The 20,350-nt window shown below is 59.2% G+C and carries 19 protein-coding genes; 5 read left to right on the top strand and 14 right to left on the bottom strand.

The window, feature by feature from the left end:
* Positions 1–351: 351 nt before the first annotated feature.
* From metA to GPK94_RS04170, 3 genes are all read left to right on the top strand, one after another.
* Positions 352–1,266 carry a homoserine O-succinyltransferase gene (metA, locus tag GPK94_RS04160; protein WP_101691087.1) on the top strand — a complete coding sequence of 305 codons (915 nt, stop codon included), beginning with the start codon at positions 352–354 and terminating at the stop codon, positions 1,264–1,266.
* Between the two features lie 530 nt (positions 1,267–1,796).
* Positions 1,797–2,141, top strand: coding sequence for a DUF134 domain-containing protein (locus GPK94_RS04165; RefSeq protein ID WP_195279659.1), 345 nt, complete (start codon positions 1,797–1,799; stop codon positions 2,139–2,141).
* 74 nt (positions 2,142–2,215) lie between these two features.
* Positions 2,216–2,626, top strand: a complete 411-nt coding sequence (locus tag GPK94_RS04170; protein WP_195279658.1) for a NifB/NifX family molybdenum-iron cluster-binding protein — start codon at positions 2,216–2,218, stop codon at positions 2,624–2,626.
* 33 nt (positions 2,627–2,659) lie between these two features.
* Here GPK94_RS04170 and spoVAC read toward each other — a convergent pair whose 3' ends face one another.
* The gene (spoVAC, locus tag GPK94_RS04175) at positions 2,660–3,103 is read right to left on the bottom strand and encodes a stage V sporulation protein AC (RefSeq protein ID WP_101691084.1); all 444 of its coding nucleotides are present in this window, start codon (positions 3,101–3,103) and stop codon (positions 2,660–2,662) included.
* Positions 3,104–3,331: 228 nt separating this feature from the next.
* Here spoVAC and GPK94_RS04180 point away from each other — a divergent pair, with 228 nt between their 5' ends.
* Positions 3,332–3,712 (top strand): hypothetical protein, encoded by a 381-nt coding sequence (locus GPK94_RS04180; RefSeq protein WP_195279657.1) that lies wholly within the window; start codon positions 3,332–3,334, stop codon positions 3,710–3,712.
* A gap of 64 nt (positions 3,713–3,776) precedes the next feature.
* On the opposite strand, the gene GPK94_RS04185 is transcribed toward GPK94_RS04180, so the two are convergent.
* From GPK94_RS04185 to GPK94_RS04245, 13 genes are all read right to left on the bottom strand, one after another.
* The gene (locus GPK94_RS04185) at positions 3,777–5,606 is read right to left on the bottom strand and encodes an LTA synthase family protein (protein WP_215654675.1); all 1,830 of its coding nucleotides are present in this window, start codon (positions 5,604–5,606) and stop codon (positions 3,777–3,779) included.
* A gap of 130 nt (positions 5,607–5,736) precedes the next feature.
* A complete protein-coding gene (locus tag GPK94_RS04190) occupies positions 5,737–6,450 on the bottom strand; it encodes a V-type ATP synthase subunit D (protein ID WP_101691081.1) in 714 nt (237 codons plus the stop codon).
* 3 nt (positions 6,451–6,453) lie between these two features.
* Positions 6,454–7,836, bottom strand: coding sequence for a V-type ATP synthase subunit B (locus GPK94_RS04195; protein WP_101691080.1), 1,383 nt, complete (start codon positions 7,834–7,836; stop codon positions 6,454–6,456).
* Complete coding sequence (locus tag GPK94_RS04200) at positions 7,833–9,608, bottom strand: V-type ATP synthase subunit A (RefSeq protein WP_101691079.1); 1,776 nt, start codon at positions 9,606–9,608, stop codon at positions 7,833–7,835. The genes GPK94_RS04195 and GPK94_RS04200 overlap by 4 nt, the downstream gene beginning before the upstream one ends.
* A 77-nt stretch (positions 9,609–9,685) precedes the next feature.
* Positions 9,686–10,000: a V-type ATP synthase subunit F gene (locus GPK94_RS04205; protein WP_186964293.1), complete on the bottom strand. Its 315-nt coding sequence runs from the start codon at positions 9,998–10,000 to the stop codon at positions 9,686–9,688.
* The gene (locus GPK94_RS04210) at positions 9,987–10,988 is read right to left on the bottom strand and encodes a V-type ATPase subunit (protein ID WP_235964348.1); all 1,002 of its coding nucleotides are present in this window, start codon (positions 10,986–10,988) and stop codon (positions 9,987–9,989) included. Before GPK94_RS04210 ends, GPK94_RS04205 begins: the two co-directional genes overlap by 14 nt.
* Before the next feature lie 33 nt (positions 10,989–11,021).
* Positions 11,022–11,621 carry a V-type ATP synthase subunit E gene (locus GPK94_RS04215; RefSeq protein WP_215654677.1) on the bottom strand — a complete coding sequence of 200 codons (600 nt, stop codon included), beginning with the start codon at positions 11,619–11,621 and terminating at the stop codon, positions 11,022–11,024.
* 38 nt (positions 11,622–11,659) lie between these two features.
* Positions 11,660–12,178 (bottom strand): V-type ATP synthase subunit K, encoded by a 519-nt coding sequence (locus GPK94_RS04220; RefSeq protein WP_346727989.1) that lies wholly within the window; start codon positions 12,176–12,178, stop codon positions 11,660–11,662.
* A gap of 30 nt (positions 12,179–12,208) precedes the next feature.
* Positions 12,209–14,143 (bottom strand): V-type ATP synthase subunit I, encoded by a 1,935-nt coding sequence (locus tag GPK94_RS04225; protein WP_101691076.1) that lies wholly within the window; start codon positions 14,141–14,143, stop codon positions 12,209–12,211.
* Complete coding sequence (locus tag GPK94_RS04230) at positions 14,143–14,490, bottom strand: hypothetical protein (protein ID WP_235964346.1); 348 nt, start codon at positions 14,488–14,490, stop codon at positions 14,143–14,145. The genes GPK94_RS04225 and GPK94_RS04230 overlap by 1 nt, the downstream gene beginning before the upstream one ends.
* A gap of 370 nt (positions 14,491–14,860) precedes the next feature.
* Positions 14,861–15,949, bottom strand: coding sequence for a putative glycoside hydrolase (locus GPK94_RS04235; RefSeq protein ID WP_215654680.1), 1,089 nt, complete (start codon positions 15,947–15,949; stop codon positions 14,861–14,863).
* A gap of 27 nt (positions 15,950–15,976) precedes the next feature.
* Entirely contained in the window at positions 15,977–16,450 is a 474-nt protein-coding gene (locus GPK94_RS04240; RefSeq protein WP_101691100.1) for a MarR family transcriptional regulator, read from the bottom strand.
* 120 nt (positions 16,451–16,570) lie between these two features.
* On the bottom strand, positions 16,571–17,203 hold the full coding sequence (locus GPK94_RS04245) for an S-layer homology domain-containing protein (protein ID WP_101691074.1): 633 nt from the start codon (positions 17,201–17,203) through the stop codon (positions 16,571–16,573).
* Positions 17,204–17,696: 493 nt separating this feature from the next.
* On the opposite strand from GPK94_RS04245, the gene GPK94_RS04250 reads away from it, so the two are divergent.
* Entirely contained in the window at positions 17,697–20,309 is a 2,613-nt protein-coding gene (locus GPK94_RS04250; protein ID WP_215654682.1) for a cation-translocating P-type ATPase, read from the top strand.
* Positions 20,310–20,350 lie beyond the last annotated feature (41 nt).

Here is a 20,350-nt window from a genome sequence, read left to right on the forward strand (position 1 = left end):
TTTTTCAACGACTTCCGCTCTCCCGAGCGAACTCATTTAGTTTACCACACGCTTCTCACTTTGTCAAGCACTTTTTTCAAGTCCCGCTCGAAGTCCGTCCAGCTTCCGCTCGGTTTCTTCTCACTTTTCGACCTGTTTCGGTGCCCTCTCGTGAGGCGCTCAGATAGAATACCACCCCGCGCCACTTTTGTCAACACCTTTTTTCACTTTTTCTTTCCTTTTTTCGTTTTCCCCTTCTCTCCCCTTAATTACTATATAAGAGAAATGGACATTGCGCCTCTTTTTGAAGTGTGCTACTCTATATAAGTATTCCTATCAAACTCGAACCGGACAGAAAGGTAGATGTCGCCCATGCCAATTCGTATTCCTGATTCTCTTCCCGCTCGCACCACCCTTGAGGGAGAAAACATCTTTGTCATGACGGAATATCGGGCGATGCATCAGGATATCCGCCCGCTGAATGTTCTGATCCTGAACCTGATGCCCACGAAAATCGTGACCGAGACCCAAATCCTGCGAAAGCTCTCCAACACTCCGCTTCAGATCCAGGTTGAGCTTCTTCAGACCAGCAGCTATGTCTCCCGCCACACCGATGAATCCCACCTCTCTTCTTTCTATACGACCTTCTCCCAGGTGAAGGACCGGAAGTTTGACGGCATGATCATCACTGGCGCTCCGGTGGAGAATATGGAATTTGACCAGGTGGATTACTGGCCGGAGCTCTGTGAGATCATGGAGTGGAGCCGGACCCACGTGCATTCCACACTTCATATCTGCTGGGGAGCCCAGGCAGGACTGTATTTCCATCACGGAATTCAAAAGCGCAGTCTCCCCAAAAAGCTCTTTGGTGTCTATGAGCACAAGGTGCTCAAGCCCAGCTCTCCCCTCTTCCGCGGATTTGACGATGTCTTTTTTGCCCCTAACTCCCGCTATACCGAGGTATGGGCAGATGATATCCTGAGCCGCCCCGAGCTGGAGCTCATCGCTACGTCAGAGCAGGCCGGTGTATTTGCCGTCAAAACCCAGGACAGCCGCCGGTTCTATATCATGGGACATCCGGAATATGATCCGGATACCCTGGCCAAGGAATATCGACGGGATGTAGAGAAGGGCTTGGATATTGATGTCCCCGCCAACTACTTCCCCGACAATGATCCCAGTCGTCCTCCCATTGTACGCTGGCGCTCTGCCGGACAGCTGCTCTACACGAACTGGCTGAATTACTACGTATATCAGACCACGCCATATGATATTCGGGAGATCTGATTCGGAAATCCGAAATATAAAACACAACCCCCCAGCCATCCATCGTGGCTGGGGGGCTACTTCTGATTCTGGATTTCCGTCATGTCTCAACCTCTTGCTTTCTACAGATTTGCGCTTGCTGAGATCCTTGCTGGTGAAGTGTTCCTCGCCTTTGCAGTTACCCAAAAACTTCTTCTACGCTAAGTCTTCCTTCAACGATATTTCGCTTCCGGGGCTTTGGCGCTTTTTTCTCACACACGTGAGGTAGTTTGGAACTTGTGACGTCTGGATCTTCTCTTGCCTGGATCACTTGCGCTGCTATGGATCTTCCCTTTCGGATCGATCCACGGAAAGGATTTTTCTGTCCTAGTACATTGGACTCTCTCCTTTCTTTCTGGCTATATTGTACTATTGTTTTCCCGTTTTGTCAATGCCTTTTTAGAAATATCATCTAAAATCTTGTGCGCATGTCCCCCCATTGACTTTTCACTGTGCTCTTCTCTATAATGACCATAAAAGCGATTTTCCCAAACACAAAGGAGGTCTGTCTCATGGCACGCCCAATCAAACGTAGGCGGATCTGTCAGCTGCCCAAAGTGGTGGAGTTTGTGCCGCTCCAATCCTGTACAGGTCAGATTGACATGACGATCGATGAATACGAGGCCATCCGCCTCATTGACCACCTGGGCCTTTCTCAGGAGGAGTGTGCCCAGCAGATGAAGGTTGCCCGCACTACCGTGCAGGCTATTTATGAATCCGCCCGGCACAAACTGGCGGAAGCTCTGGTCTGCGGAAAACGGCTTTCCATCCGCGGCGGCGTCTATGACCTCTGTCCCCATGCCCATGGCTGCTGTGGAAAGCCCTGCCCACGCCGCCAGACCAGTGAGGAGCGCTGAGCCTTTTATTTATTGACTTATGTCAGAAACAGGTGTACAATACGTATATCAGCTAAAAAATAGGAGGCATTGGCATGAACATCGCGGTCACCTATGAAAACGGACAGATTTTTCAGCACTTCGGGCATTGCCAGCAGTTTAAGGTCTATGAGGTAGAGGGCTCCCAGATTCTCTCCTCCAAGGTCATTGACGCCAACGGCAGCGGCCACGGCGCGCTGGCCGGTTTCCTTCAGCAGCACGGAGTTAATGTTCTCATCTGCGGCGGCATTGGCGGCGGCGCCCGCACGGCGCTGGCCCAGGCCGGGATTCAGCTCTACCCCGGCGCTTCCGGCAGCGCAGATGAAAATGTGGCGGCCCTTCTGGCCGGCGCTCTCCGCTACGATCCCAACACGGTCTGCTCCCACCACCATCACGAGGAGGGCCATACCTGCGGCGACCACGGATGCGGCGAGCATCATCACGACTGTTCTCATCACGAGCATTAAAAAAATCCGCCCTTATCAAAAGGGCGGATTTTTTTAGTTCAATCCAAAGAGGACCAGCAGCAGGCCATATGCCACGCTGGCGCTAATACCGAATACCAACACCGGCCCCGCAATGGTAAACATTTTGGCTGCCACACCGGTCACCAGTCCTTCGCTTTTGAATTCCAGCGCCGGGGAGACCATGGCATTTGCAAATCCCGTAATTGGGACCAGCGTTCCGGCGCCAGCCCGCTTGGCCAGCTTATCAAAGGTCCCCAGTCCGGTCAGAAGAGCCGCCAAAAAGATCAAGGTAATGGATACCGCGCCTCCGGCGGCATCCGCATCCATGCCCCGGCTCATATAAAACTGCCGCAGTCCCTGCCCTCCGGCACAGATCAGCCCGCCCACCAAAAAGGCCCATATCAGGTCTTTCCAGAGGGGCGACCGCCCCGCTTTTGCTTTGACATAGGCCCCGTATTCCCGGTTGGTCATATCCATTTGCGCATCCTCCTTTGTTCTTGATTTTAGTGTGGGCCAACTCTTATTTTTTATACAGCTGATCTTCATCCTTTTGTCAGGTTTCTTTCTAATTCTTTGATAAAGTATGATACTTTCTTACGGAAGGATAAAGGTTGCTGGAAAGCCCTTGTCATTGCGCATACCATGTGATATCTTGTGCCCACCGGTGTCCTTGTACCGGTCATTTCAATATTAGGAAGTGATCTTATGCTCAGAAGAAAGGTTCCCTTTCTCCTTGCAGGTTGTCTTGTCCTCAGTCTGGCGTTAAGTTCCTGCAGTATTCCTGCACTGGGAGGGGGCACTCCCTCTCCTTCTCCCTCCGCATCACTCCCCGCAGACACCCCGGCTCCCTCCAGCACCCCGGAGCTTGAAACCGAAACTGTAACCGGCACATTCTATCTGGTGGATACCGAATTGGATTATATGGTTCTTGCCTCCGGTGATAGCTATTTTCAATTCAGCCTCAATGGTGTCGATGTCTCCCATGTAGCTCCCGGCGACCGCGTCGTCGTTACATATACCGGCACATTGGATGCTGATTCGGAGAAGATCACTGCCGATCTGGTCTCCGTGGAGCGTGCCTCATAACTCTCTTTCCCCCTCTTTGACATGGAGCGGCGCATTCCGAATCGGAATGCGCCGCTCCATCCGTTTATCCGTCGCTCTGGCGTCTTCCAAAGAGCGCGTCCTGCCGCTCTTCTCCGCCAAAGAGATTGTTATACTGGACCCGTTCATAGTCCTGGATCCATTCCGTGTACCCGTTGCTCTCCAAATGGCCGTACGCTTTTCCCTGGGTATCCCAATATCCCGGGAAGGACAGCGCAGGCACGCTCTCCTGCATCTGCCACAGGAAATTCCCATACAGGCTGCTCTCGATTCCGGCATACCGCAACACATGCTGCCCCAAAAAGTTCAGGCTGGTAATCTCAGGCCCCTCCTGAGGAAGGGGGTAATTGGCCCAGATCACAAAGGGCACCTGGAATTTCCCCATGTACTGCTCCATGGTCATCTCACTCTGTGTCACACCATAGGCCTTATCCAGAAAGGCCTGTTCCACGGACGGCTGGTGGTCTCCAAACATGACCACCAGCGTGGGCTCCTCCATCTGCTCCAGATAGGAGATGAGCTGGGCAAAGGCCTCATCCGTCTTATTCGCCAGGGTCAGATACTGCTCTGCCATGGGATAAATCCCCGGCTCATCGGTCAAGGTCACCTCGGCGGGATAGTCCTCCACCGTGTAGCTCCCGTGGTTTTGAATGGTCACGTTGAAGAGGAACAGGGGTTTCCCCTCCTCCTTGTGTTCCAATTCCCAGATCAGCTGGGCAAAGTCCGAGGCATCGCTCACATATCCATGCTCCTCCGTCTGGGGCACATCCATATCCTCTCTGCATTTAAAGGTGTCGAAGCCCAGGCGGGGGTAGGCGATATTTCTCTGCCAGGACGTTCTGGCCCCCGGATGAAAGGCCCGGGTCTCATAGCCGTTCTCCCGCAGGAGGGAAGCCATGGAGTCGGTAGGGCCCAGCACATACTGCTGATAGGGGATGCTGCCCGAGGGCAGGAAGGCCATGGAGTTGCCGGTCAAAAACTCAAATTCACTGGCGCTGGTACCGGCACCGAAGACCGAGGCATATGCCTTTCCCCGGATCGTATTGTCCAGAGAATCAATGTAGTCGGTCACGCTCTCGCTGAGGGAGAGGTTTCCAAAGGATTCAAAATCCGCCCAGGACTCATTCATGATGGCGATGATATTGGGGTGTTCCACGTTTACTGCCGCAGAGGACACCTCGTCCGCCCCCTCCACAATGGCCGAGACTCGCTCCGCCGTGGTATCCTCCGGGGGCGTCACCTGCATAAATTCGGTATTACGCAGAAATACAGCCACCGCTCCGCCATTGCGGTACGCCCCGGTCTGGTCCCATACGTCGGTCTCCACGCCGAAGGCCGCCAGGCACTGGGGCTGAAGCACCGGGAACAGGCACAGCCCGCCCAACAGCAGACCGCCCAGCCGAAGGGGCAGACTGCGGCGGCTGGGACGGAAGGTGCCCCCTCGAATCTGATGGCGCAGTCCCCAGATCAGCAGCGCCATGATTGCCATAGCCGCGGCCATCTGCCAGGTCAGCGTATACCGATAGCTTCCCGCTACTGCCGCCGCAGTGCCCAGCGCGGTGAAATCCCAGGGCAGAATGGGAGTCCCACGGAACACGGACACAAAGTAGTTGGCCGCTCCCCACAGCCCTGCCGCGGCGTGCAGCACGATGCAGCAGATGGCCGGATAGCCGGAAATGGCGCAGGCGAGCCAGTAGAGCCCGGCCAGGCACGCCGTATTGGCCAGCGTGATCCCCACCCCCATCTCCCAGGGCATGGCCCCCAGGATAAACTGCATGAGCCAGAAGGCGCTCAGGGGCGGCAGGAGCAGCAGGGCAGCTTTCCCAAAATAAGTTCCAATTTTCTTTGTTTGATTCGATATCTGAACTGTTTGCATTCGAAATTCTCCCATGTTTCTTTTCGTGGCAGGAGTCGTCATTATACACCCATTTGCCCTTCCTGTCAAAATGGGACAAAAAAACACACCGGCATTTCGGTTTGAAATACCGGTGTGTCGGTGCCTGGGATCAGATTTCCTCCGCCTGGCCGAGGTGTCCTCCGGATGCCTCGATGGCACGGCGGGTTTCTTCCTGCCGCTCCTCGATGGCTTCCTTCAGAAGCATATCCTTCACCTTCATCAGACGAATGGTGGTGGCGCGTTCATTTTCATCCAGCTTCATGGAGATATACTTGATGGCCTCCTGCATCTGAGGGATCTTGACATACTCCAGCGCGTTGACGCGGCGGCGGGTCTTTTCGATCTCCTCTGCCAGGAGCTGACTGGTCTTTTCGATCTCAGCCAGCTTGAGCATATCCTGAAAGACGGATGCCATGCTGTCTACGGCGTCATCCAGTTCGCCGGAAGTGGTGGCAAAGCCGTAGGGATAGACCTCTCCGGGGTCCTCGCTCTTGGTCTTGAAGTGGTAGACGGGCACATTGACCGACATGATGTTCTGGAAGCTCATATCCAGCTCCACACTCTGCTTGGGGTAGAGCAGGGACTGCTCCAGCATCTCGCCGGACATGAGGGCCGAGGCCACCGTAAAGGAGCCATAGGCCTGCATAAGGGCGTCTTCCACCTTTTTGCGCAGGGCCCGGTTTTCCCGCACCACATCCAGAAACTGCTTCATCAGCTCGTCGCGCTTGTCTTTGAGCAGTTTATGGCCCCGGACAGCTGTCTTGAGCCGGCCCTTCAGCCGGGTCAGTTCCATGCGGGTGGGGTTCACGTTGATGGCCGGCATGCGTTATCCCTCCTTTTTCGGGAGGTACTTTTCGATAAACTCCGGCTTGATGCGCTTGAGCTCGGCGGGGGGCAGAATGGAGAGCAGCTCCCAGCCCAGATCCAGGGTCTCCTGGATGGTCCGGTTGGTCTCATTGCCCTGAGAGACATAGCGCTTCTCGAACTCATCTGCAAACTTGGCGTACAGCAGATCGGTGGGACTCAGAGCCGCCTCGCCCAGAATGGACATCAGCTCCTTGTTCTCCTTACCGGTGGAGTACGCGGCAAAGAGCTGGTTCATGGTACCAGAGTGGTCCTCACGGGTCTTGCCCACGCCGATGCCCTTGTCCTTCAGACGGGACAGGGAGGGCAGCACATCCACAGGCGGGTTGATGCCCTTGCGGAAGAGCTCACGGCTCAGGATGATCTGTCCCTCGGTGATATAGCCGGTCAGGTCGGGGATGGGGTGGGTCTTGTCGTCCTCCGGCATGGTCAGAATGGGGATCAGGGTGATGGAGCCGGGCTTGCCCAGCTGACGGCCGGCGCGCTCGTAGATGGTCGCCAGGTTAGTGTAGAGGTAGCCGGGATAGCCGCGGCGGCCCGGGACCTCCTTCTTGGCGGCCGAAACCTCACGCAGCGCCTCGGCGTAGTTGGTGATATCGGTCAGGATGACCAGTACGTGCATGCCCTTCTCAAAGGCCAAGTACTCGGCGGCCGTCAGCGCCATACGCGGGGTGGCGATACGCTCGACGGCGGGGTCATTGGCCAGGTTGGTGAAGAGGACGGTACGGTCGATGGCGCCGGTGCGCTTAAACTCCTGCACGAAGAAGTCGGACTCCTCAAAGGTGATGCCGATGGCGGCAAACACCACGGCGAAGTTGCCCGCGTCGTCACCTAGCACCTTGGCCTGACGGGCGATCTGGGCAGCCAGAGCCGCGTGGGGCAGACCGGAGCCGGAGAAGATGGGCAGCTTCTGCCCGCGGACCAGGGTATTCAGGCCGTCGATGGTGGAGATACCGGTCTGGATAAACTCGTTGGGGTAGTCACGGGCGGCGGGGTTCATGGCCAGGCCGTTGATGTCCCGGTGCTCCTCCGCCAGGATCTCGGGGCCGCCGTCGATGGGACGGCCCATGCCGTTGAACACGCGTCCCAGCATATCGCCGGACACGCCCAGCTCCAGGGGATGGCCCAGGAAGCGGATCTTGGAGTCCTTCAGGTTGATGCCGGCGCTGGCCTCAAAGAGCTGGACCACCGCGTTGTCGCCGTTGACCTCCAGCACCTGGCAGCGGCGGACGGTGCCGTCGGGCAGCTCAATCTCGCCCAGTTCGTCGTAGGCGACGCCCTGCACTTTCTTGACCACCATCAGAGGACCGTTGACCTCCTGGATCGTTTTATATTCCCGGATCATACGTCCAGTCCTCCTTTCTCGGCACATGCGTCGATCTCACTGGCCATGCTGCGGGCGATATCGGCGTAGACCTCCACATACTGGTCCGCCTCGGCGCTCTTGGCGCGGCCGATCCGCTCCCGGGCAGGAATGGCAAAGAGATCCACCGTCTGGGCGCCCTTCTCGATGGCGGCGCGGCACAGGCGGTCATAGCTCAGAATCAGGGAGAGCAGCTTCTCCTGCCGGTCATAGCTGGAGTAGCTGTCGATGTCCACAAAGGCGTTCTGCTGGAGGAAGTCCTCCCGCACCATCTTGGCCGTCTCCAGGGTCAGCTGGTCACTGGGCGAGAGGGAATCCTTGCCCACCAGCTGCACGATCTCGTTCAGGCTGGCCTCCTCCTGAAGGATGGACATGGCCTTCTCACGGTCCACCAGGAACTCCTTACCCAGCTTCTCGTCAAACCAGGGCTTGAGGGAGTCCAGATACAGGGAGTAGGAGTTGAGCCAGTTGATGGCCGGGAAGTGGCGCTTGTACGCCAGGGAGGAGTCCAGGGCCCAGAACACCTTGACGATGCGCATGGTGGCCTGGGAGACGGGCTCGGACAGGTCGCCGCCGGGAGGCGAGACTGCGCCTACGGCGGTCAGAGAACCTCTGCGGTCCTCATCAGAGCCGATGCACTCCACCATACCGGCGCGCTCGTAGAACTGCGCCAGACGGGAGGATAGGTAGGCGGGGTAGCCTTCTTCGCCGGGCATCTCTTCCAGACGGCCCGACATCTCACGCAGGGCCTCGGCCCAGCGGGAGGTGGAGTCGGCGATGACGGCCACGTCATAGCCCATGTCACGGAAGTACTCGGCGATGGTGATACCGGTGTAGATGGAGGCCTCACGGGCGGCCACGGGCATATCGGAGGTATTGGCGATAAGCACCGTGCGCTTCATCAGGGACTCGCCGGTACGGGGGTCCTTCAGCTCAGGGAACTCCCGCAGCACGTCGGTCATCTCATTGCCGCGCTCGCCGCAGCCGATGTAGACCACGATGTCCACATCCGCCCACTTGGCCAGCTGGTGCTGCACCACGGTCTTGCCCGAGCCGAAGGGGCCGGGCACGGCGGCGGTACCGCCCTTGGCGATGGGGAACATGGTGTCGATGATGCGCTGGCCGGAGCACAGGGGCGCTTTGGGGGGATACTTGTGCTTATAGGGGCGGCCCACACGGACGGGCCACTTCTGCACCATGGTGAGGGAGACGCTCTCACCCTTGTCGGTCTTGAGGACCGCCACGGTCTCCTCCACGGTGTAGTCGCCGGCCGCAGCCACCATCTCCAGCGTACCGCTCATTTTTGGGGGAATCATGATCTTGTGGAGCACCACGCTGGTCTCCTGGACCGTTCCGATCACGTCGCCGCCCTGGACCTTGTCGCCCACCTTGGCCACGGGGGTGAAGGCCCACTTCTTCTCCCGGCTCAGAGCCGGGACCTCGATTCCGCGGGTGATGTTGGCGCCCGCCTTGTGCATGATCTCCTCCAGCGGACGCTGGATGCCGTCGTAGATATTTTCAATGAGGCCGGGCCCCAGCTCCACCGCCAGGGGGGAGCCGGTGGTAATCACCTCGGCGCCAGGCCCCAGACCGGAGGTCTCCTCGTAGACCTGGATGGAGGCGGAATCCCCGTTCATATTCAGGATCTCGCCGATCAGACGCTGTTCGCCCACGCGGACCACGTCGGCCATGTTGGCGTTTTCCATCCCGGTAGCTACCACCAGAGGACCGGAAACCTTAACAACTTTGCCCATTCGGTTTCAACCTTCTTTCAAGGCAGATTTCAAACTCATTGCCTCTCCGCCGGAGAGGACTTTTCCGCCGCGGCTTTTTACAGGATATCCGCGCCAACGGCCCGTTCCACCGCGCTTTTCACATTGGCCATACCGATTCCCAGGGAACCTTCCTTCCCGGGAATGAGGATGATCGCGGGTGTGAGCTCATCCTTGTAGCGGTTTACGTCGGCCTCCATCTGAGCAGCTGCCTGCTCGGTGAGATAGATCACCGCGTAATTTTCTCTGGCCAGGGCGTGGAGCACCCGGCGGGCCTCCTCCACGCTCTCCACCGGAAACACGTCCAGCCCCAGGGCCTTGAAGCCCAGAACGCTGTCCTTGTCTCCCAGTACTGCAATCTTATACATAGGCATCACGCAGCCTTTCCCGGATAATATCCGCGCTCAGACCGGCCATACGTCCGGAAAGGATGGTGCGGATGGCGGTGATCTCCGCCTCCCGGGCATAGAGGTAGCCAATGATCGGATGCTCTCCGAAGGGCACCCGCCGGGCCGTACACAGATAGGCGTTGACCGCATTGTCACAGGCCCGCTCAAACGCGGTGAAGGAGTGCCCCTGACCGGCCATCAGACCGGCACCCAGGGCGGCAGCCTCCGCTAGCGCCCCGCCCTGAAAGAGGGCGGTCAGCTCGCTGCTCTTGGTCTGGCACAGAGTGCTCTCCTCAATGCTGCCGCCGGGGACCAGGGCCAGGGCGAGAAAATCGCTTCCCTTCCCCATTCGGGCCGCGCGCACCACCGAGCGCAGGTTGGCCGCATCGGCCAGCAGGCGCACATAGCCGGTCAGGAAGGGACTTCCCACCGCCTTGGCCGCGCCGATCATCTCCTGAAAATAGGCCTTATCCAGGATGAAGTCGGCCAGCTGCGGGTCCTGGGTGGCGGCCAGCGTCTCCTTGGCCTTGCCCGCCGCCGTGCGGAAGATATCACTGTAATCCCGCAGCTCCTCCCGACGGAAATCGTCGGTCAGCTTGACCGGGGAGTACCGCCCTCCGCTGGAGAGGTAAAGTCCCGCATCTACGCCCATGGCTTCCGCCTTGATGAGCGTCTTGATGTTGTGATAGTCGTATTTCATCTGAAATACATCGATGAGGTGCTTGTCTGGCACAGCCGTGCGCAGATCCTGATAGACCGCGTCCCGGGCTTTGGCCAGCACCTCGTCCAGCGCCGTTGCAGTGAGCCGGGAGAGCTCTCCATAGCCGCACTCGCTCAGGACCTTGGCGGCCTCTTCGTCCGTGCGTGCATCGATCATCCGCTCCATGCGCTCCCGGGTCAGCAGCCGGTTCTCCATGGCCCGCACCCGGGTGGAAATGCTGAGATAATCCGTGTCTTTCAACTTTTTGGACAAGACACTTCCTCCTTTCCCGTCTGGGGAGCGGAATCAAGCTCCTTCATGGAAGAGGACCTTGGCCACAGCAGCGTCCATCTCACGGCGCTGCATGCGGACCAGAGTCTCAAAGGTGCCGTTGACTTCCACATCTCCGTCGCTGAGGATGAAGCCGCCGCCGATGGGGCGGGTCTCCACCGCCAACGTCAGGCGTCCCCGCTCACCCAGCAGTTCGTTTGCGCGGGTGACCGCCGCCTTTCCATAACGGGGCCGGTCCTTCTGCGAGAAGATGACCTGCTCACTCCCGGACTGGCTGGCCTTGGTAATCAGTTTGGCCAGCAGTTCCACATACTCCTGCTCCGGCAGGCTGAGAAGATCCTCCAGCGCCTTGCGGAAGGCCTCTTCCAGGACCTCCTGCTTGGCCGCCAGGATCAGCTTGCGGGCCTCCAGCTGTGCCACACTGGCCAGCCGCTCCTCCCGCTCTTCCGCCGTCTTGCGGCCCCGGGAGAGGATCTCCTCCGTCTCCTGGGTGCACCGCTGGTCGTACTCCGCGGCGATCTGAGCCGCTTCCGCCGCCGTCTGGGCCTGGATCTCTGCGATCTCCTGGTCCACGTCGGCGTTGATGCGGCTGGTGATTTTATCGATTCCGTCCATGATGTCGTCTACCGCCTTTCCACAGTGGGGCGTCCCGATCAGGCGCTGATGTTGATGATCATCAGCATGGAGGCCAGCAGGGACAGGATGGCATAGAACTCAACGGTGATGCACAGCACCATGCCCTTGGCCCAGTCGTCCGGCTTCTTGGCCAGAATGTTGATGGAACCGGCAGCCACGCGGCCCTGCGCGATGGCGGAGAAGAGGCCGCCCAGCGCCATGGGGAGGCAGGCAAAGAGGTACTGCATGCCCTGGGCAATGGTCAGCTCAGGCAGGGTGCCGGAGAGCAGGCCCATGCGGAAGATGGCGAAGAACCACACCACCAGACCATACAGGCCCTGGGTGCCGGGGATAACCTGAAGGATCATGACCTTACCAAACTTGGAAGGGTCCTCGCACAGCAGGCCGGTGCCGGCCTCACCGGCGATGCCGGTGCCCTTTGCCGAGCCGATGCCGCTCAAAACTGCCGCCAGGCCGGCGCCCAGCAGGGCCAGGGCCAGGCCGCCGATGCTGCCCAGGAAAGTCAGACTCTGCTGCAGCTCCATCAATGCATTCATATCAGTCATTGTTAGTTCCTCCTCAAACGATTACTCTTGAATATCCACAAATTTCGTGTTGATCTCCAGCGGTCGGAACGGCTTGCCGCCGTCCTGATAGAATTTTCCGAAGTACTCCAAGCACTGCAGACGCAGGTCATGGACGTAGCATCCCAGCAGGTTGAGCGCAAAGTTGAGTGCGTTGCCCGCCATGGAAATGATCACGAAGATCACCACATTTCCGGGGATGGCGCCCAGTGTATTGAACACCTGGGCAATGACCGAACCGGCCAGCATCAGGGCCATCAGTCGGGAATAAGAGAGGATATCGCCAAAGTATCCGGTCACATGGTTATAGAGCGAGCCAAAGATCCCGGTGATCTTTCCAAATCCCTTGTTTGTGACCACCGGACCGGCTACCACCAGAATACCGCCAAGCGCCAGGACCAGAGGGGTCACGCCCAGGATGGCCAGGCCCGCTCCCACAAAGACCACCCACCAGGTGGCCTCTTCCCAGAGCGCGTCCATATACTGGCCCTCCTTCAGCTTTTTCACAAAGCTGATGAGCATACCCGCATTGATCTGTACAAAGCCCAGTACCATGGACCCCACCAGGATCTGCAAGGTGTTGTCCAGCGGTGTAAACAGGGGCTTCCAGAACCAGACGAACTGGCTTTCCGGGTTGATGACCTTGAGCAGCTGCGGGATAAAATCACCGAAGAAGCCGCCGGTCAGGGCGCCCATTACAAAGGTACTAATGCCGCACAGCCCCAGCAGGGCAAAGAAGTTGTGCATCCCGCCCTTTGGTCTGGCCTTCTTGAGTACGAATACCGAGGCCAGCATCATCAGCAGGCCGTAGCCCATATCCGCCATCATGATGCCGTAGAAGAGAATGAAGAAGGGCGCCATCAGCGGGTTGGGATCGATCCCGTTATAGGCCGGGAGCGAATACATCTCCGTAACCATGTTCAGCGGCCGGGTCAGCGCATTGTTCTTGAGCTTGACCGGAACGCTGGGATAGTCCTCTTCTGTGGGGTCTTCCGCCTGAAACGCACATCCGAAGGGCTCCAGTTTCTGCCGCAGGACATCCAGCGACTCGGCCGGGGCCCAGCCCTCCAGGAAGAAGGCGGTCTCGGTGTCCCGCAGACGGCTCTTGGCCTCCTCCCGGCGCACCTCCTGGGCCGCCCGGTCGGCACAGCGCTCCAGCGCTTCTCTGGCCCCCTTCTGGTCCGCAATACCGGCTTTTGCTGCTTCCAGCTCGCGCTCCAGTTCCGCCAGCGTCTCATCCAGCTTTCGGTCGTTTTCCCGGGCGGTGCCAGTCCAGCCCTTCAGGCTGGCCAGGGAGAAGCCGTAATCCTTGAGGACCTGATCCGCCGCTTCCTCCGCCGCCTTGTGGCAGGCAAAGAAGAGATAGTGGGCATTTTGATCGGCACTGATCTCGGTGAGCTGTACCAGATCCGTAACGCCCTTCAGCGCGCTCAGAAGCTCCTCCATGACCACCTTTCCGGGCACCGTGCCCAGGCGGATGGTCACCTCACGGGTCGAGGCCGTCTCCAACGGCAGATCCAGTCCGAGCCAGGGGGCGAGCGCCATCTTCTGGCTCTTCACCTTGCTCATCTCGGCATTGAGTCCCGTGATATGCTGCTCTGCCTCCACGAGCTTGTGAGCTGTATCCAGTGCGGCCCGGTATGCCTCCTCGTCAAACAGCTCCCGCTCGGAAATGACGGGCCGCGCCTTGAGCAGTCCGCCCTTTGCGGGAGCATATTTTTTGAGGATGCCCAGGGCTGCCAAAGCGGCCGCGCTGGCCTCTCTGGCCTCGTTGAGCGCCCGGTCATCCGGCCGGGAAAGGCCCTGCCAGGCCGCGCCCTCCAGATCGGAGGGCTCATCGATCTCCACACAGCCTGCCCGCTGGAGTACCCGGAGAATCTCTTCTCTGTCTGACCGCATGCCAAAGAGGCGAATCCGCTTCATTTTGACGATGGACATCAGACATTCACAACCCTTCTGACAATGAGTGCCGCGGCATCCGCCAGTCGGCCCTCAGCCTCCTGCCGGAGCGCGTCGCAGGCCTGCCTGGTCTCAGCCAGCACCTGCTCCGTGTGTTTGGAGGCACGCTCTTCGGCCTCCTGCAAAAATCCCTTCACCTGCGCCTCAGCCTGCATCCGGGCGGAGCTCAAACGCTCCTCCCCGGCGCGGCGGGCGTCCGCGACGGTCTTTTTCGCCTGCGCCAGTGCCTCGTTCTTGCGCTGCTGCGCCAGCGTCTCGGCCTCTGTCACCTGCTTGATTCCCTCCAAAGACATATCTTCACCGCCTTTCTTTTGGTCGTATTCCATAATAAACCATCCTGATTATATTGAAATCATACTCGAACTGTCTATAAAATGCAAGTTCAATTTTCCAACCGAATCGTTGTAGTACCTGTCTCTTTTTGCAACTAAACCATTCAGTATACTTCTTATTTTTGTTAAATTTTTGACTATTGGGTCTGTTTTTTGTGCAATCAAACCCTTTCTATCCCCCGGGCTTTTCGCCATATAGAAATTCCCGCATCTTTTTTGTGCATTTTGTATACTCATCAGTTTGTTTTCCCAAAGTGTCCCTGCCCTGGAGCACTCACAGTGTTCCCGCTCTTTCCCCCTTCCACACACGTTTCCCCGCAAAAAAAGACGGCGGCATGGATCTCCATGCCGCCGTCTTACCAATTTACGGTTCCGTTGTGTTCAAATTCGCCCAGGCCTCGCCGGCTCCGCCCGCCGTCCCCAGGATGGGGACCAGCTTCTCCTCTGCGCCGGTGCCGCCCAGTGCCTCTGCCGCCGCGGTCAGGGACACCTCTCCCAGGTCTACCCAGATACGATCCGCATGTTCCGCCAGTGCTGCTGCGCTCTGACCGCTGACCGCATCCTGGCCGGATACCAGCACTTCGCCCTCGGTGCGAATGGAGAGCTTTACGTCCGGATAGGCCGCCAGCGCCGTCTCTACCTGGGTATAAAAAGCGGTGATGGTCTCCTGGAACTTACTCTGGTCATAGTTCTCTCCCCGCTTGATATACTCCAAATGGCCCTGGACGGGATAGGCGCTGTTGTCCAGCAGGATCTCATCAAATCCCAGCTCTGCAAGCTCCACGCACACATCCACGATATAGGCCCGTGCCTCCTCGCTGCTGGGACTCATCCAGCGCAGGTCATCCTGGTCCCGCCAGTTGTAGCCGCTGTTTGTCTTGACCCCCAGAGCCGGCACGGCATAGGGCACCTTATTGTCCCGGAAGCAGGATACCCGGGCTACCGTGTAGACGTTTCCGGCATTCCAGTTCTCAATGGCCTGATTGAGCTCCGGGTCCGAGGCGGATGCCCCCGCCTGCTTGGCCAGCTCCAGGTTCGAGACATAACCAAGGGTCCCATCATCGGCCTTCATATCAAATACCGCAGTATTGGCTCCCGCCTCCCCCAGCAGAGCCAGTGCCGTCCCGTCCTTCAGCGCGCTGCGGGGCAGCAGGGCCGCCTGTGTGGGCGGCTCCGGCGTGGGAGTCGGCGTGGGGGTCGGGGTAGGGGCAGTGGTCACCACCACCGGCTCGCTCACTTCCGGCTCGGGCAGGACTTCATCCCCTCCAAAAAACGGGAGGGAGAGGTGGGCCCCATCGCTGGAAAAGGCCAGGTGATTCTCCTGCAAAAAGAAGAGTCCCAGCACCAGCAGCAGCACCACTGCCAACACCGCAATGATGACTTTCAGTACGCCCTGCCCCCGGGAGCGGCCGTGATAGCCTCCGTATCCATACCGGTTTCCTCGCCTTGCCATGTCTGTTTCCCACCTGTCAATTGTTGTTCAGCGCTTCTGGGGCGCTTCTCCGTCGCCATCCAGGCGCACAGTTCTCTCCGCCGTGGAGAGGAGGTTATCCAACTTATAGAGTGCCTCTGCCACCATGGCGCGGTCCTCTGGTGTCATTGTGTCCAGGAGCGAATTAAAATAGCCGCTCACATCGGTGGCTGCTTTCTGGTGCAGAAGCCGATACTGCTCGGTTGCAGAGACATAGATCACCCGCCGGTCATGCTCGGAGCGTTCCCGCCGGGCCAGCCCCAGCCGTTCCAACCGGTCCACGATCCCGGACACCGTGCTGTTGGCACTGCCCGTCCGCTCGGCCAGGACGCTGATGGGGAGCGGCCCCTCCTCTCCCAGCACATTGAGGACCAGTGCCTGTGGGAAGGTCAAGTTCAGCTTGCCGAAATGTGCACGAAATTGCTGCGACATATGCTGCGTCACACGCAGATATGACATCAAAACACTGGGCCTCTCTTCCATATGGTGTTCGCTCCTTCCCCGAATCGGGCTCTTCAAGAGCATACCCTCTGCTCCTGTATTTGTCAATCGCTCCTGCCAGAGAGACGGCGGGTGCCCCGCTCCCTGTTTCGGTCCTGTTTTTTACCCGACCGCCGGGGTCATCAGGCGCTCCAGCACCACCGCCAGCTCTGCCCGGGTGGCGTTGGCCTTGGGGGAGAGCTTCCCCTTGCTGCCGGAGATCAGACCAGCCCCCACGGCATGCTCCATGCCATCCACGGCCCATTTGGATACGGTATTGCCGTCCGTATAGGCACTCAGCTTCCCCTGTGCGGTATCAAGCCCCTGGCTCTGGGCATACTGGTAGAGAAAAACCGCCAGCTGCTCCCGGGTGACCAGGTTCCCCGGCTGGAAAGCCCCCTTCCCATTGCCGGAGGCCACTCCGGTTTCGGCCGCCCAGGCCACTGCCTGGCTATACCAGGCATCGGACGGAACGTCGCTGAAACTCTGGCTGCTCTTCGGGGCGGGTGAACCCGCCAGACGCCACAGTGCGGTCACGGTCATGGCCCGGGTCACCTTCCCGCTGGGCTGAAAAGTCGTGGCGCTGGTACCGGAGAGGAGCCCGGCGTCCACCACCTCGTTGACTGCAGCGGCATACCAGGCGTTCTGGGGCACATCGGTAAAGCTGGCCGCCAGTGCGGGCGTGAGGAGCAGAGCGGCACATACCGCGCAGGCCGCCGCTTTCCGCCGGAGTCGATAAACCGATTTATGAAGCATGTCAGGGCACTCCTTTTATCGTAGTCTGTCCGGCAGGAATCCATCCAAATCTGATTTTCCTGCCGGTATTTTTCGTCAAAGGGATCATTGTAACAGAATCATCCTACTATACTTTTTTTAAAAATGTGTGAACAAGCCGCCGTCTCTGTAAAATTTCCTGTCTTTTCCGGCGGATTTGCTTGACTTTCCCCCTTGCTTATGATACATTGACATCACGTGAAAAAGGGAGTAGTTCCGGACGCCTTGGGTGTCCGGGCGTACCGTCAACACCACGGCGTCTCTTGGATGCCTGGCGGTATGCGCCGATCCGATTGGTAACAAGACTTTTTGACGGCTGTCGTGTTTTGCAGCCGTCAAAAAGTCTTTTTCTTTTGCCCATATACCATTCGCCGCCCTGCTCCCCCATCCGCTGTCGTTTCCCCAGCTCCCACCCGGTCATGCGGCGCATTCCGGTGGGGACGCACGAGAAAGAACTGAAAAGGAGTGCACCATTATGTCCAAACCCTGGTTCAGCCGCTCGCCGGAGGACACTCTGTCCGAGCTGCGCAGCACACCGGCTGGCCTCTCCGCCCAGGAGGTCCAGCAGCGCATGGAGCAGTATGGCCCCAACAAGCTTCAGGAGGGCAAGCGCAAGAGCGTGGCCGTTCTCTTTCTGGAGCAGTTCAAGGACCTGCTGGTCATCATCCTCCTCATTGCCGCCGTCATCTCTGCCCTGACGGAAAATGTGGAGAGCACCATCGTCATCTTTGCCGTCCTGATTCTCAACGCCGTACTGGGTACCGTGCAGTATCTCAAGGCGGAAAAATCCCTGGAAAGTCTGAAAGCCATGTCCTCCCCCACCGCCAAAGTGCTCCGCGGCGGCGTCCGGGTGGAGGTCCCCTCGGCCGAGGTGGTCCCCGGCGATATCGTACTGCTGGAGGCCGGCGATCTGGTGGTGGCTGACGGGCGCATTATCGAAAACTTCTCCCTGAAGGTGAATGAGAGCTCCCTCACCGGCGAGAGCGAGGGCGTGGAGAAGGACGCCGCCCCCATCGATCGGGAGCAGGTGGCCCTGGGCGATCAGAAAAACATGGTCTTCTCCGGTTCCCTGGTCACCTATGGCCGGGCCACGGTGGCGGTCACTGCCACCGGCATGAACACGGAGCTGGGCAAGATCGCCGCTCTCATGAACCAGACCCAGCAGCGCAAGACCCCTCTCCAGAAGAGCCTGGACGACTTTTCCGGCAAGCTGGCGGTGGTCATCATGGCCATCTGTGCCGTGGTGTTTGCCCTGTCCATCTTCCGCTCCCACATGGGGGTGCTGGACTCCCTGATGTTCGCCGTGGCCCTGGCGGTGGCAGCCATCCCCGAGGCGCTCTCCTCCATCGTCACCATCGTGCTGGCCATGGGTACCCAGAAGATGGCCAAGCAGAACGCCATTATGAAGGACCTCAAGGCGGTGGAGAGCCTGGGCGCCGTGTCGGTCATCTGCTCGGATAAGACCGGTACCCTGACCCAGAACCGCATGACCGTGCAGAAGATCTATGCCGACGGTAAGCTCTTGGAGGGCAAGGACCTGGAGCTTGCCAACACCCCCCAGCGTCTGCTCCTCAAGATCGGCCTTCTGGCCAGCGACGCCACCTACGATCCCGCCGACGGCTCCTCCATCGGCGACCCCACCGAGGTGGCCCTGCTTCAGCTGGCCGACACCTTTGACGTGGAGGAAGAGCTCTACCGACAGTACCACCCCCGTCTGCGGGAGCTGGCCTTTGACTCCGACCGCAAGCTCATGAGTACCCTGCACCAGCTGGACGGCGTGCCCACCCTACTCACCAAGGGCGCCATCGACGTGCTGCTGGGCCGCTCCACCAAGCTCCTCACCAGCGAAGGCGAAGTTCCCATGACCGAGGAGCGCCGTGCCGAGATCATGGCGGTCAACGAGCAGCTGTCCAATGAGGGTCTGCGGGTCCTGGCCTTCGCTCAGAAGCAGATGGACGGCATCCGCGACCTCACCCTGGAGGACGAGAATGACTACACCTTTGTGGGTCTGGTCTCCATGATCGATCCTCCCAGACCGGAGTCCATCCAGGCCGTGGCCGACGCCAAGACCGGCGGCATCCGCACCATCATGATCACCGGCGACCACAAGGTCACCGCCTCGGCCATCGCCCGCCAGATCGGCATCTTCCAGGAGGGAGACACCGCCCTCTCCGGTGTGGAGCTGGACGCCATGAGCGACGAGGAGCTGGATCAGATCCTGCCCCATGTCTCGGTCTACGCCCGGGTCTCCCCGGAGCATAAGATCCGCATCGTCTCCGCCTGGCAGCGCCGGGGCTGCATCGTCTCCATGACCGGCGACGGCGTCAACGACGCCCCCGCCCTCAAGAAGGCCGACATCGGCGTGGCCATGGGCATCACGGGCACCGAGGTCTCCAAGGACGCCGCCTCCATGATCCTGGCCGATGATAACTTCGCCACCATCGTGCGGGCTGTGGTCAACGGCCGCAGCGTCTATGCCAACATCAAAAACGCCATTCAGTTCCTGCTCTCGGGCAATATGTCGGCCATCCTCTGCGTGGTCTACGCCTCGGTGATGGGCCTGTCCGTCCCCTTCGCGCCAGTCCATCTGCTCTTCATCAACCTGCTGACCGACTCCCTGCCCGCCATTGCCATCGGCATGGAGCCCGCCCGGAAGGGCCTGCTGCGGCATAAGCCCCGGGACCCCAAGGAGCCCATTTTGGACCGCGGTCTGCTCCAGCGCATCTTCGGACAGGGCCTGCTCATCGCTGTCCCCGTCATGGCCGCGTTCTATCTGGGCCTCTCCTATGGCGGACCGGCTGCTGCCTCCACCATGGCCTTTGCTACCCTGACCCTGGCCCGTCTGTTCCACGGCTTTAACTGCCGGGGCGAGGAGTCCATCTTCCGCCTGGGCTTCCGCTCCAACCCCTTCTCCCTGGCCGCCTTCGGCGGCGGCGTGCTGCTGCTGCTGGCCGTGCTCTTTATCCCCGGCCTCAATACCCTCTTCCAGGCCACTGCGCTGGATATGACCCATCTGCTGGAGATCCTGGGCCTTGCCTTCCTCCCCACGCTGATCATCCAGATCTTCAAGCTGATCCGGGGCCGCTGAGCGGTTCTATAAAACAAATATTGGGCGGTGGAGCCATTTTG

Source organism: Pseudoflavonifractor sp. MCC625 (assembly GCF_018784545.1).
In the GTDB taxonomy this organism is placed as follows: Bacteria; Bacillota; Clostridia; order Oscillospirales; family Oscillospiraceae; genus Pseudoflavonifractor_A; species Pseudoflavonifractor_A gallinarum.

Bases quoted from the DNA above. Each gene is read 5' to 3' on its own strand.
- GPK94_RS04205 (WP_186964293.1), bottom strand. From the start codon at position 10,000: ATGCCTATGTATAAGATTGCAGTACTGGGAGACAAGGACAGCGTTCTG.
- GPK94_RS04230 (WP_235964346.1), bottom strand. From the start codon at position 14,490: ATGGAATACGACCAAAAGAAAGGCGGTGAAGATATGTCTTTGGAGGGA.
- GPK94_RS04170 (WP_195279658.1), top strand. From the start codon at position 2,216: ATGAACATCGCGGTCACCTATGAAAACGGACAGATTTTTCAGCACTTC.
- spoVAC (WP_101691084.1), bottom strand. From the start codon at position 3,103: ATGGATATGACCAACCGGGAATACGGGGCCTATGTCAAAGCAAAAGCG.
- GPK94_RS04250 (WP_215654682.1), top strand. From the start codon at position 17,697: ATGTCCAAACCCTGGTTCAGCCGCTCGCCGGAGGACACTCTGTCCGAG.
- GPK94_RS04200 (WP_101691079.1), bottom strand. From the start codon at position 9,608: ATGGGCAAAGTTGTTAAGGTTTCCGGTCCTCTGGTGGTAGCTACCGGG.
- GPK94_RS04180 (WP_195279657.1), top strand. From the start codon at position 3,332: ATGCTCAGAAGAAAGGTTCCCTTTCTCCTTGCAGGTTGTCTTGTCCTC.
- GPK94_RS04165 (WP_195279659.1), top strand. From the start codon at position 1,797: ATGGCACGCCCAATCAAACGTAGGCGGATCTGTCAGCTGCCCAAAGTG.
- GPK94_RS04240 (WP_101691100.1), bottom strand. From the start codon at position 16,450: ATGGAAGAGAGGCCCAGTGTTTTGATGTCATATCTGCGTGTGACGCAG.
- GPK94_RS04225 (WP_101691076.1), bottom strand. From the start codon at position 14,143: ATGTCCATCGTCAAAATGAAGCGGATTCGCCTCTTTGGCATGCGGTCA.
- GPK94_RS04220 (WP_346727989.1), bottom strand. From the start codon at position 12,178: ATGAATGCATTGATGGAGCTGCAGCAGAGTCTGACTTTCCTGGGCAGC.
- GPK94_RS04185 (WP_215654675.1), bottom strand. From the start codon at position 5,606: ATGCAAACAGTTCAGATATCGAATCAAACAAAGAAAATTGGAACTTAT.
- metA (WP_101691087.1), top strand. From the start codon at position 352: ATGCCAATTCGTATTCCTGATTCTCTTCCCGCTCGCACCACCCTTGAG.
- GPK94_RS04245 (WP_101691074.1), bottom strand. From the start codon at position 17,203: ATGCTTCATAAATCGGTTTATCGACTCCGGCGGAAAGCGGCGGCCTGC.
- GPK94_RS04215 (WP_215654677.1), bottom strand. From the start codon at position 11,621: ATGGACGGAATCGATAAAATCACCAGCCGCATCAACGCCGACGTGGAC.
- GPK94_RS04190 (WP_101691081.1), bottom strand. From the start codon at position 6,450: ATGCCGGCCATCAACGTGAACCCCACCCGCATGGAACTGACCCGGCTG.
- GPK94_RS04235 (WP_215654680.1), bottom strand. From the start codon at position 15,949: ATGGCAAGGCGAGGAAACCGGTATGGATACGGAGGCTATCACGGCCGC.
- GPK94_RS04195 (WP_101691080.1), bottom strand. From the start codon at position 7,836: ATGATCCGGGAATATAAAACGATCCAGGAGGTCAACGGTCCTCTGATG.